Here is a 15816-nt window from a genome sequence, read left to right on the forward strand (position 1 = left end):
ACATGCCGCCGCGGATCGCATTTCTCACCGCTGTTGCCTGCGCCTTTTTTGGCCTTTCCTCACCGCTGAAGGCTGACCCCCCAGTGCCGAGAGCCCGCATCCCAAACGTCGACCTGCATCGCATAATCGAAGACGCCAGGCTGCGTCAGATGATCGGGCAGATGGTGCTGGTTGGCTTTGTCGGCAGCCAGCCCGGTGCCGAGGGATACGCGAGAGTCGTCAGGCAAGCGGAGGAAGGAAAGATCACGGGCGTCATTTATCTGGGGCGCAATATCGACGGCCTGAAGCAAGTGCGGCAACTGAACGAGGGCCTGCAGCGTTTCGCGGCAAGCCCGCTGCTCATCGCTGTCGACCAGGAGGGCGGCCGTATCCAGAGGTTCACTGGAGCCATGGGGTTCAACGAGACGCCGAGCGAGGCGACTGTGGCTAAGTCCATGAGTCCAGACGAGGCCAGCGTGATTTACCAGGACCTCGCTTCCGCTCTCTCGGATCTGGGATTCAACCTCAACTTGGCTCCCGTCGTCGATGTCAACGTCAACCCGGCAAATCCCATCATTGGCAAGCTTGGCAGGAGCTTTTCCGCCGATCCGCAGACGGTCGAGGCATACGCGAAGGCTTTCGTCGAAGCGCATCGGGCGAAGGGAGTGCTAACGGTCTTGAAACACTTCCCTGGGCACGGTTCCAGCACCAAGGACAGCCACAAGGGCATGGCCGACGTTTCCAAGACATGGAGCGATAAGGAACTTCTCCCCTACAAGAACCTGATCGCGTCGGGAGATGTCGACATGGTCATGTCCGCCCATGTGATAAATAACAAGCTTTCCTTTTCGGCCCAAATCCCCTCCTCGCTTTCCCGCGCGACGTTAACCGGGCTGCTGCGGGACAAGATGCACTTCAAGGGCGTGGTTATCAGCGACGACATGCAGATGCAGGCCATTACCGACACCATCACCTTTGAGGACTCGGTGCGCCGAGCCGTTTTGGCAGGGAACGACATCCTGATATTTGCCAACGACAAACATCCAGACCCCCTGGTCCCGGAAAAAGTTGCCGCCCTCCTGTCCGAGGAAGCGCGCAAGGACCCGGAAATGCTTGAGCGGATACAGAAATCCTACGAGAACATCATGCGCCTGAAAAGGAAGCTCGCACCGGCCGTTTCCGAGGACACGACCATTTTACAGGAACGGTAGCGCGAGGCTGAGCAGGCGAGGAGGAAACATGCTGGCAGGTGGTCTTCGTCGCGGGATGGCGGGACTTCTTTTGGGACTTGCGGGCGCGCTTGCTGCTGTCGTGCCGCCAACGGGGATTCTGCCAGCGAACGCGCAGTCGACAGGAGAGTTCTTCAATTATCCACAAACCCTCCTGAATGGTACCGTCAGCGCGACGGTCAGCGTGCCGCTGAAGTCGTGCAGAAACCTCTGCTTCGCGCGTTCGGGATGCATCGGCTTCGACTACTCGTCGTCCGACGGTTTCTGTCGGCTGTTCGCGAACGTGGCTGGCGCGGGTGAGAGCCCGCCACACATCGCCGGAACACGCAGTCTCGTCATGGGCTACCGTCCGCCAGCCAATCCGCCAGTCGCAGCTCAACCGACATCGCAGCCGAGCCAGGGTGCGTCGGAAGCGGGAGCGACGAAGCAGAAAAGCGCCACATCGCAAAAGACTGGCAAGCCTGCGGCGATCGTCCGAGCGAAACCAAGACGTAAAAAACAACGAGAGGCGACAAGTCAGCGGCCGGCAGCAAAGTCAAAAGCGGCCTCACCAGATCCGACCTCCTCGGCGTCGAGGGCACGTCCGTCTAAGTTCCGCATCTGCAACAACCATTTTGGGACCTTCTCGGTTCTCGCATCCCGGAAATGTCCGCTGAGCGGTCCCGGAAGCTTTTGAGGCTCTCTTCGGAAAGCGGCGGAGAAAGGCAACCAATGTCACAGATGAACAATCCGCAGGTGCTCCAAGTGTCCGAGCCACCATCGGACATGCATCCTGCGTGCCCGCGGAGGTTTGCTGATCGCATTCGGCAATTGAGCGGCAGAACCGTTGGACTACTGATAGGGTTTGTGGTCGCATTTGCGGCTGCTGTTGTTCCGCCGGCCGGAGGTCGGCCCGCAAACGCGCAATCGGCCCAGGAGCTCTTCCGCTACCCGCAGACCTTCCTGAACGGGGCGGTCAGCGCCACGGTCAGCGTGCCGCTTGAGGCCTGCAGCAAGCTTTGTTCCGCGCGCTCGGGGTGCGCGGGCTTTGATCATTCGTCGCATGGCGGCGTCTGCAGGCTGTTCTCGAGCGTAGCAGGCGCGCAGGAAAGCCAAGGACACACGGCCGGCACTCGCAGTCTGGTCACTGGCTATCATCCACCAGTCAATCCACCTGCCTCTCCACAGGCAGAACCGCCGCCGGAGCCTGGCGAGTTGGAAGAGGAGGCGGTGGCCGTCGCGCCACCATCCGGATCTTTCAGGCGTTTCCTCAACAGGGATATAAAGAGTAAGGCCGCAGAGACCCGTCAAGCTGACAACGTGGAACAGTGTGAATCCATGTGCCGAGCTTCGGAGAGCTGGTGCAGGGCTTTCACTTACGACGCGTGGAACAGAAAGTGCTTTCTCAAGGAGCGACAAGGCCAACTTTTGATGAACGCCCGCGCTACTAGCGGCGTTATCTCGGGAGATGACATGCCGCCGGCGTCGAGTGCGGCTCCCTATTTCGAGTATTTCAACGGCAAGGCTTTTTCAGGCAACGGGTTCCGGGTGCTGAGCGCCCGCTCTCGCAACGAGTGCGAACGGGGCTGCTCGGCACTGGACCAATGCATCGCCTTCGGATTCACCCAATCTCAGCAGCGCTGCGTCCTTTTCGACCAACCGGGCGAATATTCAAGCAGTCGGGGAACTGACAGCGGAGCAATACGCCAAGACTAATCAGAATGTGAGCTAGGGATCCATGGCCAAGTCGGCGAACGGCAGCTCCCGGAATCGAGATCCGGCGATCGAATGACTGAGATTGGGCGCATTGCGGTCCGGCAGCCTTGGGGCCGCATGCGGTCTGACCGCTTATAGAATTTTTGGGGATAGATGCCGTTTCGACGACGCTCAAAATTATGCTTCGTTCGATCACGTTGCGCATTGACCCCTTTCGACACCGCGAGTTGTCAACAACGTGTGACGCGAAGCTGCTGCTGTCTCCGAGGTCGCGAACCGCAACTTTTCTGGATCATGTTCGCCGTTCGAGGGGTGCGGCGGCTATTTTGAGGCGGGCACGGCCCCTCCTGCACTGTCCTCCGTCTTTTCCGTTGCGGGCGGCGCGATAAGGTTTCGTCTGAGCACGTCACCGAGTTTGAACGCTTCGGCGTTCGCGTCGAGCAACTCGCCCGCACGCGCCAACACGTGCGAGTCGAAACTCGCAAAGCCCAAAGGGACCGGCAAGCCCGATTGTTGGCCGATCGGCGCGTGGACCGTTGCGGCGACGAAGGCACCCGGGACGAGCAGCATTTCGAACCCGCCGGGAAATACACGGGCGTTCGACTCGTACCCGCGGGTGAAGGCTTCCTTCACCCAGCGCTCGGCGCGCTGTGCGGTCAACGAAATCGTCTCTACGTTCTGCCGCACACCGAGATCCTCGTTCAAGCGATTGATCTGTTCGCGGAACTGTTCGACGATTTCGGCCATGATCGAGGTGCTTCCCCAAAGTGGGGCCTGGGGCACCACCCAATAGATCGCAGCTGCGGCGTGGCGCGTTTTGCGCAGGCCGTAGCTTGCGACATCGAACAGCCTACGCGCATTTTCCTTGGTGAATAGGCTGCCGATGATCGGCACGGTCGGGCGGTCAGCACGGACGTCGCCGTGGCTCGTGAAGGCGTGTCGATAGAAGCGCTGCACGCTTAACCCATCGCGGCGCGTCCATTCCTTAAGATAGTCTTGGGCAAGTTGGATCAGGAGCTGGTATGCCTCGCCATCGTCTTCCCGCCGCGCAACAGCCATGCGCTCGACCATCTCGGCGACCGCAAGCCCCACTGCCTCACGATCTGACAACTCGTAGTCTGACTTCCACTCGGAAAGGTCGATGTCGGGTAAGGTTGGCTTGAGCCCCGATGACATCAACCGGACGCGCACGAGCGTCGAAAAGCGCTCCTCAGCCGCCACCCCGTCGATGGAATAGAGCGTGCGTCGCGGGGTCGAGATTGGATCGATCTTCAGCGCGAACTCGCGAAAGAACCGACGGAACGACGACGGCACCCTTTCCGTTGCCGAGCTGACTTGCTCAACGTCGGCCAGCGGCAGTTCGGGAAGGTTCCGCTCGAAGTAGCTCAGAAATTTCTTTTCGGCGGGCGCCAGCGAGATGAGGTCGAAGCCGACGCGTGCGATCTTGCGCTCGACCTCGTAGATAAGTGGTTCTTCGACACCAGGGCGGAAGAGCGAAAGCCCCGTCTGTGTCAGCGTGATGCGTCCCTCGCTCCGACGGATGTAGTCGGCGTCCTCGACCTCGTGGAAAACGTAGGCCATCTCGCGCCGGCTATATCCGAAGAAGGACTGGACCGCTTCCTCTGTGCAGCTTCCCATTGCGCGGACGAAGCGAATTAGAAACTCGGCTGTCACGGAGACCTTGCCAACATCAGCGACTTTGTGCTCGACGACGAACCGACGACAGGGCAGCGTTAGGTCGATCGTCGCCAACTGGAGCGGGCCGTCCTCCGATTCTTCGACGAGCCCCTCGCGCACGGGGCCGAGCGTCAGCTTACTGCGGGGCTGGACGGTCATTGTGCCTTCTCCAAGGCGCCATCAATGGGCGCGGCGTTGAGCCGATTCTCCAGTAAAGCCATTGCATCTACTTCCCTTGCGTGCCCGTATTCAACGTTACTGGCAAAGGCCCGCGCGATCCGGTCCATCGGCCCGGCCTCCTCCCATCGCTTCAAGCTACCCACGATAACAAGGCGGTCCATCGCGCGGCTGATCGCGACGTTGATGCGGTTGGGCCTTGCGAGGAATCCAGGCCGAATTGTCTTGAAGCCGCCCTGCACGGGCCCGTCCCAATTATTGCGAACAAGCGACACGATCACGATGGGGTTTTCCTTGCCCTGGTAGCTGTCGATCGTGTCCACCTTCATCGCGGCTCGCAGCGAGGGATGGATCGGTGCCAAGGCGATTTTGCGCCTCACGAGGTCACGTTGGGCCGAATAGGCGCAAATGATCCCGATGCCATGGGCATGCGTTGCTTGTTGGGCAAGCCAGTCGAGGAACAGCTGGCATTCGCTCCATCGCTTAAGAAGGCTTACGATCACGTCTGCCTCAACCGTATTGGTCAGGCTCTTGCGATGATTGGGATCGGCTTGCTTGGCGCGCTCGCCAAACGGCGCCGTGTCGAACCACGTGACAGGCGCGCTGAGGTCGGCAGGTAGCGCTTCTGCGTCGATGATCGGCGTCACGCGACCATGCTCAAGGCGCTTGCCATAGAATGACCGCGAGACAATCTCACCGATCGGTGGGAGCATACGATATTGCCGTCGCAGCGTGTGACCCGCGGCAATCCCATAGGGTGTCTCGAAGATGCGCTCGAAGTCGCTCCTCGCAACCTCCGCCACGCCCACGCCGAGGCGCTCGGCGACTTCGTCGACCACTGACTCCGGATGCTGTGGCTCAAGCTGTTTATGGTCGCCGACGAGTACGATCCATGCGCCCGCCTGGATCGGCACCGCGAGCTCGCTGGCGGTGCAGCGCGCCGCTTCGTCGACGATCACGAGGTCAAAGGGTGTTGAGGTCAAGCCAAGCGCCGATCTGCCGAGCCCCACACAGGTCCCAGCGACGATCTGGCGCGTTCCGGCGAGGAAAGTTTCGAGGCTCCGTTGCTCGGTCGAGACTGTTCCCACGAAGTCGCGTGCTAGCCCTGCGACTGCCTGGAACCTAGCAACACGGTCAGCGCTCGGGCGCTCGCCCTGCGGCATGGCCTGGAGGCAGGCGTCGACAATCGTCGTGACAATCTTCTCGGCCGCCAGGTCGGCGGGCAGCGTGTCGTCTATGCCAAGCGGCAAGACCTGCTGGCTGATTGTCTCGCGAAGCGCTGTTACTCGTTGCGCCGAACTTTCCTCGTCCTGCAAGCTGGCCAGCCGGGCCGCGACGGGCCTTATCGCAATCTCGACATGGGTCAGCGCGTCGGTCAGCGCCTCTGGAATGCCCAGTCCCTGGGCGGCGACGGCCAAGCGCTCGCGCATCTCGGCACGGAACCTATCCTTCTGGAGCTGCTCGACTCGCTCGACGTGGAATGGCAGCAGGCGGTCTGAGACAACACCCTCGTTGCCGACGCGAAGGATGCTCGGTATCTCACCCGCCCGAGCGAAGAGCTTAAGCACGGCCTCGGCGGCATTGTTGACCGCTTCATGCGCTTGGCTTGCGAGCAGGACATTGCGCGCCAGCCCCAAGGTGAGAGCGGCATGCACCAACGCCGCAATGAAGACCGTCTTGCCTGTTCCCGGCGGCCCCTGCACGAGGGCGAGCGGGCGTGTGGCGAGCACAGCTGACAAGGCCTCGGCCTGCTGGTCATTGAGCTCGTACTGCTCCTTCAACTTTTCGACCGGCTGGCGATCGGGCAACGACTGCGGTGTTGCCGCGGTGCGCGGATCGAGGATTCCGATCAGGTTGCGCGTACGCGAGGTGCGCCCGACGATCCGCCTGACCGCAGCCTGGCGACGGTCGAGGCTGGTCTCCTCCATGCGGCTCCGGAAGCGAAGCTCGTCGCCCTCCTCCACTAGCGGCGGTCCGTTTCGCTGCTCCGGCCGCATGCTTTCCAGATAGAGCGTGTCAGGCTTGGATCGCTGGAGGTCGAGTTGGCCGACGGGCCGCCAATTGCCTCGGCGGTCCTCGCGCTCGACCATGACACGGTCACGCCGATTGTAGTCAAACGACCCACTCATCAGGTCAAACTGGACCTTGTGCCGGTTGATGCTTATGTCGAAGACGCTGTCCTCGGCAACCTGCCCATAGGTGACCAACTCCCGCTCGGCATCGACGAGGATCCCCCACAGCATCGCCACGTCTACCTGACCGTTCGGCGGTGGCTCAGCAGCGATCGCCTCGATCAGGTCGTCCTCGGGCGACTCGCCTGAAACGATGTCGCGTTGTTCGGCGGGCTGCTCGCCCTCCGCGCTCACCTCGGCGTCCGTCGCCCTGGGCTGCGTCGGACCCAGGGCCGCAGTGACATCCTCGCGTTCGAGCAGCGGAGTGAGGTCTTCCAGATTGGTAACTGGACCGTCCTCGACGATGATGGCAGCTTCGAGTGACGCGAACTCGAACCTCTGGAAAAGCCTGATCCTTGACTGCTCCAGAGCGCGCCGGTTGAGCCGGTAGGGCTTTCCGTCAGCCCCGATGCTGACCTCAAGCTCCTCGCAGGCCCCGCGGATAATGAGCGTACGTCCCCAGGGGGCGCGGCGCAGGAAATAATGGCCCTCGTCCGGTAGCAAAGGGCCTGCCCCTACGTGTGGGCTAGCGAGCCGGATCGTCGCCAAGTCCGCGTCGTGCGGCTCGCCGGCCGCCAGCACATCGATCAAGGGAAGCAACGTCGCGTTCGCCGGGTCGTCGGTTCGCACCTTCGCGATTGCCTCGCGAAGGCGGCCGGATATTCTCGAATCGCTTCCGGCGAGGAGCTCCTCGCCGATGACTGTGACCGCGAAGCAATCGCGTTCGAAGCGACCGCCGCTCTCGGGGGCATAGCGCGCAATTACAGTGTCGCCTTCGGTGGCCGTCGTAAAGTCACTCAGGTCGACGATAACCGGGTCGCTCGGTGCTGCGGGATCGACGAGGATGTTGGCAGGTTTGAGGTCGCCATGCGCCAGGCGAAGGGTGTGCAACTCCTCGACCCGCCGGGCAAGAGCGTCGATTAATTGAAGCCGCGCTTCCTCGCCAAATTGCTCCGGGTGCTCCGCCATCAACAGCGCGAGGTCGGGGCGATCGATCCACTCCTGGATCATGACGATCGCATCGCCCAGCCACATCGCACCCAGAATTTTCGCGCATCCCTCGGGCTCGACTGCCGAGAGCTCGGCGAGCTGATCTAGGAAATCAAGGATGCGCGATCCTTCCTTCTTCTGGTCGCCCCACGAAGCACGCTTCCAGACCTTTACCAGCACCTCGCGACCGTCCTTGCAGGAGCGCCACAAGGCGCGCGTCTCGTCGTCTCGCAGGATCTCGGCAGGCGGATAGGCCTGGAAGAGAGCCATCTGACTCTTGATCGCGCCGCGATGCCGCTCAAGCCCTGCTATGACTTCCGCAGGCGTGGGCCGGATGGCGACTGCAGCGTTGAAGGCCGTCAGCGCGTCTCCCGCGTCCTTGAACCGGTGCATTGGGTCGGGCGCGAGCGCGGACGCCAGCCAGCCGTAAAGTTCGACGTAGTCGGATGCCTTGTCGCACTCGCTGTCCCACTCGGGAATTCCGCTCGAGGTTGCAGGGCCCGTGCCCAGGAGGATGCGGTGAATGGCGGAAGCGGCGAGGAACACGTCGCGACGTTTAGGGGTTGTTTCGACTCCGAAGATGTCCTCTGGCAGCTTGCCTGTTGACAGAAACTGGAAGCGCGACTCGCCGAGCGAGCGAACATCGGGGTAGCTTGCCGCCATCAGGTGCGAGAGCCGAACGGTTGACGGTCGCTGCACCCAGACGCTGTGCTGTCCGAGGTCGAGGTGCGCTGCCTCCGCGAGGTGAAGCGCGTCGAGGGATGAGAGCAATTGGCGAGCCAGTTCGATTCGATCGACCCGGCTAAGGTCAGCTAGCTCGGAGCTGCCAAAATCTGTCAGACGGTGAAGCCGGCGCCGGCGGTCATAGACCTCCCAGTATCGTACGCCGAAGGTCGGGTCGCGCGTCTTGCCGCCGACAATCACGCTGTCGCACTGTTCGCTCCGGTCCTGCAGGTAGGCGATGACCTCCTGCTCGCGACCAGCGATCTCGCTACGTCCTTCTTCGGTCTGGAAGCGAGTTTCCGCCTTGGAGAAATCCCATAGCCGCAGGACTCCGAGGGTTGGCGACTGCCGTTCGTCGCTCGCCTCGAACTCCGCGAAGATTCCCTCGGGGTGCTCGAACACCGGTGCGGCGGACGTGGCATAGAAGCCACCATAGGTCCGTCGGCCAGGTACGAAGACGCCCTTGCTCATATTGAAGAACTTCGAGAGCTGGTCCTTCCACTCCGCCGAGGTCAGGATGCCAGCGGGTGGCCCTTTGCCGAACACCTCGATCCGCTTGGGAACCGACTTGAGCGAAGAAGTGAACGCCGCGACGGGCATTACCGCCCGCCGCTCGGTCTCCGAAATGCCGCTGAGGTCTGTGGCCTTGGTCAGGACCACAAGGCCCTGTACCCTAGGGACGATCGGCTTTGCGCCCTTGGCGTGGCGCTTGAGGTGGGCCTCGAGCTGAATGAAGACGTGGCGCGCGTTGGCAGATATCTTCGCGACCGGCGACGGGCCATGGTCCCGCCCGGCGTTGTACCAATGCCCATCGCGGCTCTCGATCGGGCCGAACCAATCCTTGAGATCGACGACCAGTATGCGGTCGTCCGCCACGATGATGACGTCGATCTCGCGGCTTGAGCCGGGCGCGGTAGCAAGGTCGAGGTTCGTATAAGCGAACCAGTGCGAAGGCAATGAAGCTAAGGTCTCGATGCCCTTCACCTCGCGCACATGTAGGCCGTTCCCGCAGTTGATGATCTTCAAGCGAATTCCCCCGAGCCGCTACCGCGGCCACTCCAGATGTTAGCTTTCGTTTTTGCGCTGGCAACTTCCTTTGAGCAGGATACGCGCCTTGGCGGAAGGGGGTAGATCATAGCGAACAATGTTGTCCAGAAGATCGCGGGCCACTGGCGCGGGTCGACCGACTACGTCGCAGTCCTCGACCGAACGGCGGCTTCGGGGCTCTGCCGTGGACTATCAAGATGGCGATCGGAATGTCTGCTTCCAGGCGAAGGCAAAGTTTGCCTCACCGTCCGAAATTGGGCGCGAAGCAGCCTTGGTCAAGTGAGGCTCTCAGCAGTGCAGCCTCCAGTGATCCACAACACAGCCCAACTAAGCCAACCGTGCACCGTGCGGCATTCATCGCCGCCGCAGCGCGATACCGCCCTGTTGCCGACCTTCACAAGCACACCTTCCTTGGCCTCGATGTCGGCAAGTTCCCCCCTCGCCGCCAACAACATCGCGCATTGGCCGGCATCAATCATCTCCTGTGCGGCGCGGCACAGCCGACAGGTCTTGCCTTGTCCGGAACCGAAAGTGGGGCTTCGATCGACGCCGGCACGCCCCGCACATCCAATGGTCCGATCATATCTCGCCACCTGCAGGGCGTCTCGATTTGACGAAGAATCCACGGTATGCGCCGCGCCAAGGTCAGCCGCGCAGGATGAGATCGACCGCTTGAAGCAGGGCGTTTGCGAAAAGCGACACGCCGACCCCGTGCCTAAGCCGAGGAGCTGCGCCACAAACGCCTTGCGCTTGACGGAGATCTCCTCGCGCTCATCGACGAGTTCGGCCAGCATAGCATCGATCTCATCGGTGATTGCTGCCTCCGACCAGCCCGCCACTATGAGGGTCGCCAGAAAACGCCACACTTCAGGAGCGTCCAAGGTCTCGACGATGTGGCTGAACACCTTCCGGTGATATTCTTTCCGTCCGCCAGCGAAAGCGCAGCTCTAAGGTATCGAGATCCGCTGGACCTTTGCCATTTCGATGCGCGTTGCCGATTGACTCGACGAACTTTGCGAACGCATCCGTCCCATCGAGATTGTGATGAACCGGAATTCGGTTGGCTGTGCACCATTGCCCGCGGCCTCAAACAGATCTGGCAGCACCTCTTCAACGATCGTGCGCGAAGTCCAAGGCGCCATTCCCCGGCGGATCTTGATTTAGTCGACCCTGCGGACCACAGGTTGGAGCGTCTGGGCATCGCCGCCTCTCGCGCGCTCGACGACGATGCGGACGCTGGCACCGTCGCGGTTGGCTACCACTTCTTCGATCATTGCGGTGAGGCCGGCCTTCAACGTTGCAAGCAACTGGTAGAGGACACCGGAAAAGTTCCATTTCCCGACCGTCAATGCGCCGCCATCGCGCTGGTTCGCCATGCAAACGTCATATCCGCGACGCCCTCGAACCCAATCCCTAAGCCGAATTATACCGGCGCGATCCGATTGAAATGGCGACTGACGCGTATGGCTTTTTGAACGCCGTCGAGTACAACTCTCGCTATGGGGATCTCGCTCTATCGACAGTTCCGGAAAACCTTAAAGGGGACGCCGCTCACCGGGCGCTATATGCCCTACAATTGGTCGAACTTGCCCAATCCGATTGGCGTCCAATGGATGGCGTATTCGTGGATGCTCGACGAATTTGGGCGTGAGCTCGCCAATACCATCAATAGATTTACCAACGACGTCCATAGCCTGACAGCTTGGTCAAGGGTGATCCAGTCGCTAACGCAGAAGAAACAATTTGACGCGACCCATGAATTCATCGACACACTCGCCATCAACGCCTTGAACTCTCCCTATGTAGTCAAGGGGCGCTTCGGCTTCGCCGCCGCCCATCTGTGCCATCAGGCGAATATGCTCAAGCGGCCAGCCACCTGGAGCGACGACCTGCCGCTCGACTACGACATCTATCCCCACGTGGCTGACAAGTATGGCAAGTCTTGGCGAGGCTACAAAGGACTTAAGCGCGCGCTTGACGCCATTGGCGCAAGTGCCTTCCGCGGTGGCACCGACGATTTCCGCAATGCCTACAATCATCGTTTCTCGCCGCGGTTTGTGGTTGGAATGACGCAACTCGTAACGCGGATCGTCAACGAGAAGACGGGCCAGGTCCGTTACGGGTTCGGCGGACGTGAGCCGCTCGACCTTGCCAAGATTGTGACCTTGCTGGAGCGATAACAGATGCTGTTCTACGTCGCGTTCGCTAGCTTCCAAGAACTCGTACGCGAACACGAAGCGGCAATCCGAGAACAAGCCCAATGCTAGTCAGCGAATTTTCAGTGGCGCAGGGGGAGTGCGCCGATCTGAGGGGTGCATTCAATATCTGCGTCTAGAAACTGCCGTCCGGTGCGGGCAACAATTCTGTCTGAAATCAGATCCTGGACAGAGTCGTTCTTCTATTGCCGGCAACAAAGCGCAATGCGGGACAGAAAGATTGGTTGGAATGATGGATTGGCTCCGGAGGGGCCGGCGGTCTCTTGTCGCCGTCGTCAGCGCATTGGATTCATCGGCCATGACGAGTGGTGAATCTAGGCTGGCTGGTTTTCTGTCTTGATTGCTATCACCCCTTTTTCTCCCACAACTGACGGAACGTGCCTTGCTTCGTCAAGCTCCCTTTGGATATAAGCCACACAAGGTCGACCTTGGGAGGAATGTAACGTGCGAAAAGTTGAGACGGCGCTCAAGCTGCTTTCGATGACTTCAGGCAACGGTCCCGACTTTGCCGGACATTGGAAAAACGAGCTTGGTTCGAAGATGTTTCTTGCCGTTGTGGGGAACAAAGTGTCCGGTTCATATACGACCGCGAAAAGCGGGAGCGGGAAGTCCTTGACCGGAGACGTGGCCGGATTTGTAAATGGCGATCTAATCTCGTTTGTCGTCGCCTGGCCGGTAGCAGCGATAACTGCTTGGGTAGGGCAACTGACTACCGCTGCAGATGGTTCAGACGTTCTCGACACTCTTTGGCAGATGACGCAAAACGTTGCCGATGCCGAGGAACCCGACGATATGTGGGCTTCAGTCAACGCAGGTGCGGATCAATTCGTTCGGGAATAGCCGCTGGCAGATTCGGCTGTTGCTCTCGCTCGAAGGTTCGGCGATGGTGGACCTGTGATCTGACGAAGGCTAGAATAGCCGGTCTTACCTGTCCCGGATGTATAAGTTCGTCAGACCATTTGGCGCACCGATTTTGACCGCAGCTTGCCAATTGCGAGGATTTCCGCAACTTGGCAACAAGGATGGCGTCTGGCTGACCTTGTTCCTCGACCACCTGGCCCGATCCGGATCTAGCCGCCGACAGCGGTGCCCTGGGCGCGCCTGGGTATCAGGACGGTGATCTCAGCGGAGAATCGTATGACGAGGCTGCTGCATCAGACGACCGAGGGGCTGAGCGAAGTGGCCGTGCCTGACTTCACCTTGGCGCAAGTGCGTGAACATCTCCGCCGGTCCCGGCCGCGATCCTAAGTTCCTCCCTGACGACGTGCTGCTGTCGCTTACACGTCCCACATTGGCGGCGATCTATTGCCGAATTCCCGGAAGCGAGCGCTGGGCCGGCTGTCGGCGAATATGAGCTGGTCGATCGGTATTGGCGAAGGGCGACGATAGAGAAACGCACCCAGGCGTTCCATGCCAGCGACGGATATGCTTTGCTCCGTCTCGCTGGCACGCTACTTGATGGGAGTGCGATCTATCCGTGGACGGCCAGCGTTGCTGCCAGACTGGCCGTTGCAGACGCGACTCGCGATCGGCTCATCACCGCCGGCGTGCTGCGTCCCGCGCAGAGTCGGCCGCCTACCTGTTGTTGGAGCTCATGCGAAAGGGCAGCGGACGTCCTGCTGGGCGACCACGCCGCAGCGCCGGTTCCCGTTCGCCATCAAATTAGGCGCTTGCTGTGCCGTGCCGCACCACGGCGACGCTTGGTCGAGACGATCACTCGCATGAGCGAGTGCACAGATAGTTCGGACCGTCTGATGGTCGCCGAACTTGCGGGATGGATGCCGATCGAGGAGTCTGTGGAGTTTCTCGAAGGCTTGGTCGACGGCGAGTCAGAAGCGGTTGAAAAGGCGGCTCTGGTCGCGTTGCGACAGCAACAGGCCGACGCCGAGACCGCAGAGCTCATCGCCGCTTTGCCGGACCAGCCGCAACCGCGGCAGTGGGCTTGGCTACATGCCCTAATTCGGCGTGGCGACCCCGCTCACCTCGCAGACCCCAAGGATCCGCGTTCGATCCATGCTTTGCTTGACCATCTTGGGCAATATTTCCGGGAGGAAGCGAATTCGCTGCTCAAGAAATGATCGAAGGAACTGGCGGACGCGGCCGAAAGGCTCGAGAAAAACTCCCCACCGGTAGATCGCACGCATGCACGGCCCCGATACATACCAGGTGAGGTGGGGACTGGCGAAGGACTATCCCGTGGTCGCCCTGAACTATTCGGCCGCCTGATAAGCGCTGGCAAAATCGTTAGGTTTGGGAAGGAAGGCTGCTCCGGCCAAGAAAACCTACCTCAACGCGTAAAGCGAAAGCCTGATCTCAATTTTGCGAAGCGCTCGCCGGGACCGGCCGCAACGCGGTCAGGATCAAGAACCTAGCGTGCGACCAAACGACACCAAGCGCTACCCGTTGTCCAGCGTGGAAGATGATTGCCTTCGTGGTTTCTCCGAGGCGCCAGCGCCCAGTAAACCTTCCTTTCTGGCCTTGGCAAATGCCCGGTCACCTTCCAGAAATCCGACCAGCATAAAGGGGATCAGTTCAGCCACGGTTTCGGACTCGCCATAGGTCTGACGGTAAAGTGCGGCATAGTCATTAAGTGCTTGGCTCAAGTCGGCGCCAACGGTGATGGTGATCTTCGAAGGTGTCCGGTCCGGAAGTTTTCCGAGTTTCAAATTAGCCATTAAGTCCTCCTGTTCACCCCGTATATGGCCGCAACACGAGGTCCTTGTGCACGACGACGCGCAACGGCCAACCAGGGCGGACGGTGATCGTGGGTTGGACGTTCAGGTTCTTTTCCGTGATCCGTTGGCCGGCTTGACTGACGTTCTGCTGGGCGGATTCACGAATTGCCTTGACCAAGTCGCTTTCATTTTCCCCAAAGCTCAACTCGGTACCAACCCCCAGCAATGTGGCCACCGCGACTCCCTTGATCAGCTGCCAAGTATGGAAATCCACTTTGTCCTCGAGCCCGGCATAGCCGGCCGCGTCGGTCACGGGCAGATTGTCGATTTCGATAGATGAGCCGTCCGGCATCACGATGCGTTGCCACACCAACAGAGCGCGCCTTTGCCCAAAGGCTACAACGCTGTCGTAGGTGCCGATCAGCCGTGAGCCCTGCGGGATGAGCAGGATGCTGCCGGTGACGCTGTCGTGCACATTCTCGGTGATCTGGGCGACGACAAGGCCGGGCAGATCGGAATTGATGCCGGTGATCAGGCTTGCAGCGATCACGCTACCGGCCATGATCTGATAGGGCGAAGCCGGCGTCTGCAGTGTATGCGGGTTGTAGATCCCGCCGGTGTTCCGTTGATCGATGAAATCGAGCTTGCGCTGTTGATTGTTCGGGTCGCCCTCGGCCGGCGCGACGGAAGCTCGCTGGCCTTCGGCATCTGGCTGCGGAGACGCCGTCTCGAAAGGCGAACGTCCGCCCTGCCCATTGCCAAAAGCTTCCGCCTGCTGGGGCCGGTTTTCGATGCGGAAGAGGACTTGCGACTCGCGCGCCTCAATCGCTTGTTGTGCAAGCCGCTGGGCCTCGGCGGAAACGTCTTGCCCTGGTGCGATGCCAAGCTGGCGCTGGTGCTCGAGAATAGGACGGCCGAGATCCCCAGGCAGCGGCGGTCCAAGCACCGGAGCCTTCGGCTTGCTCCCGGAATAGTCCTTGGGCAGCGTTTCAAGTCCCTCGGCGGTCGGCTTGCGGTCCGTGCTGTAGAGCTCTTCGGCCTGCTGTTTCAGGCGCAATGCGGGTCCCCGCAGCGCCATCATCGTGATGCCAAAAACAGCGCCGGAACCAACAGCAGCGATCGCGACGATTATGCCGCGCCTGAACCGCACCGCTCGGCGGGGCGAGCCTCGCAGCTGCAGCTGTTCGGGATTGAGCTTCGGCAGAGCATTCGGATGGGAAGTATCGTTCATGAGCCT

12 protein-coding genes are annotated in these 15816 nt (G+C 60.8%); 6 read left to right on the forward strand and 6 right to left on the reverse strand.

Annotated elements, in window-relative coordinates; translation table 11 throughout:
* The first annotated feature begins 2 nt into the window (after nucleotides 1–2).
* The 3 genes from NLY43_RS11700 to NLY43_RS11710 are packed head-to-tail and all read left to right on the forward strand — an operon-like array spanning nucleotide 3 to nucleotide 2903.
* Nucleotides 3–1190 carry a glycoside hydrolase family 3 protein gene (locus NLY43_RS11700; RefSeq protein ID WP_023711805.1) on the forward strand — a complete coding sequence of 396 codons (1188 nt, stop codon included), beginning with the start codon at nucleotides 3–5 and terminating at the stop codon, nucleotides 1188–1190.
* A 28-nt stretch (nucleotides 1191–1218) separates the two neighbouring features.
* Complete coding sequence (locus NLY43_RS11705) at nucleotides 1219–1884, forward strand: PAN domain-containing protein (protein WP_245263932.1); 666 nt, start codon at nucleotides 1219–1221, stop codon at nucleotides 1882–1884.
* Between the two features lie 35 nt (nucleotides 1885–1919).
* Nucleotides 1920–2903: a PAN domain-containing protein gene (locus NLY43_RS11710; protein WP_023711806.1), complete on the forward strand. Its 984-nt coding sequence runs from the start codon at nucleotides 1920–1922 to the stop codon at nucleotides 2901–2903.
* A gap of 321 nt (nucleotides 2904–3224) precedes the next feature.
* Here NLY43_RS11710 and NLY43_RS11715 read toward each other — a convergent pair whose 3' ends face one another.
* The 4 genes from NLY43_RS11715 to NLY43_RS11730 all read right to left on the reverse strand — a co-directional run bounded on the left by NLY43_RS11715 (nucleotide 3225) and on the right by NLY43_RS11730 (nucleotide 11064).
* Nucleotides 3225–4739, reverse strand: a complete 1515-nt coding sequence (locus tag NLY43_RS11715) for a hypothetical protein (RefSeq protein ID WP_023692440.1) — start codon at nucleotides 4737–4739, stop codon at nucleotides 3225–3227.
* Nucleotides 4736–9667, reverse strand: a complete 4932-nt coding sequence (locus tag NLY43_RS11720) for an AAA domain-containing protein (protein WP_023713203.1) — start codon at nucleotides 9665–9667, stop codon at nucleotides 4736–4738. The genes NLY43_RS11715 and NLY43_RS11720 overlap by 4 nt, the downstream gene beginning before the upstream one ends.
* A 296-nt stretch (nucleotides 9668–9963) precedes the next feature.
* Nucleotides 9964–10593, reverse strand: coding sequence for a hypothetical protein (locus NLY43_RS11725; protein WP_023711808.1), 630 nt, complete (start codon nucleotides 10591–10593; stop codon nucleotides 9964–9966).
* A 255-nt stretch (nucleotides 10594–10848) separates the two neighbouring features.
* The gene (locus NLY43_RS11730) at nucleotides 10849–11064 is read right to left on the reverse strand and encodes a hypothetical protein (protein WP_023692444.1); all 216 of its coding nucleotides are present in this window, start codon (nucleotides 11062–11064) and stop codon (nucleotides 10849–10851) included.
* Between the two features lie 123 nt (nucleotides 11065–11187).
* Between NLY43_RS11730 and NLY43_RS11735 the strand changes: the two genes are divergently transcribed.
* The 3 genes from NLY43_RS11735 (at nucleotide 11188) to NLY43_RS11745 (ending at nucleotide 13982) form a co-directional block, all read left to right on the forward strand.
* Nucleotides 11188–11868, forward strand: coding sequence for a hypothetical protein (locus NLY43_RS11735; RefSeq protein WP_023713204.1), 681 nt, complete (start codon nucleotides 11188–11190; stop codon nucleotides 11866–11868).
* 480 nt (nucleotides 11869–12348) lie between these two features.
* A complete protein-coding gene (locus tag NLY43_RS11740; protein ID WP_023711810.1) occupies nucleotides 12349–12744 on the forward strand; it encodes an avidin/streptavidin family protein in 396 nt (131 codons plus the stop codon).
* Nucleotides 12745–13658: 914 nt separating this feature from the next.
* Nucleotides 13659–13982, forward strand: a complete 324-nt coding sequence (locus NLY43_RS11745; RefSeq protein WP_155921672.1) for a hypothetical protein — start codon at nucleotides 13659–13661, stop codon at nucleotides 13980–13982.
* Between the two features lie 318 nt (nucleotides 13983–14300).
* On the opposite strand, the gene NLY43_RS11755 is transcribed toward NLY43_RS11745, so the two are convergent.
* Complete coding sequence (locus NLY43_RS11755; protein ID WP_023692449.1) at nucleotides 14301–14579, reverse strand: DUF2274 domain-containing protein; 279 nt, start codon at nucleotides 14577–14579, stop codon at nucleotides 14301–14303.
* A gap of 13 nt (nucleotides 14580–14592) precedes the next feature.
* On the reverse strand, nucleotides 14593–15810 hold the full coding sequence (locus tag NLY43_RS11760) for a TraB/TrbI/VirB10 family type IV secretion system protein (protein ID WP_023711813.1): 1218 nt from the start codon (nucleotides 15808–15810) through the stop codon (nucleotides 14593–14595).
* Nucleotides 15811–15816: the final 6 nt, after the last annotated feature.

Origin of the sequence: Mesorhizobium sp. C416B (assembly GCF_030323165.1) — a bacterium.
Taxonomy (GTDB): domain Bacteria; phylum Pseudomonadota; class Alphaproteobacteria; order Rhizobiales; family Rhizobiaceae; genus Mesorhizobium.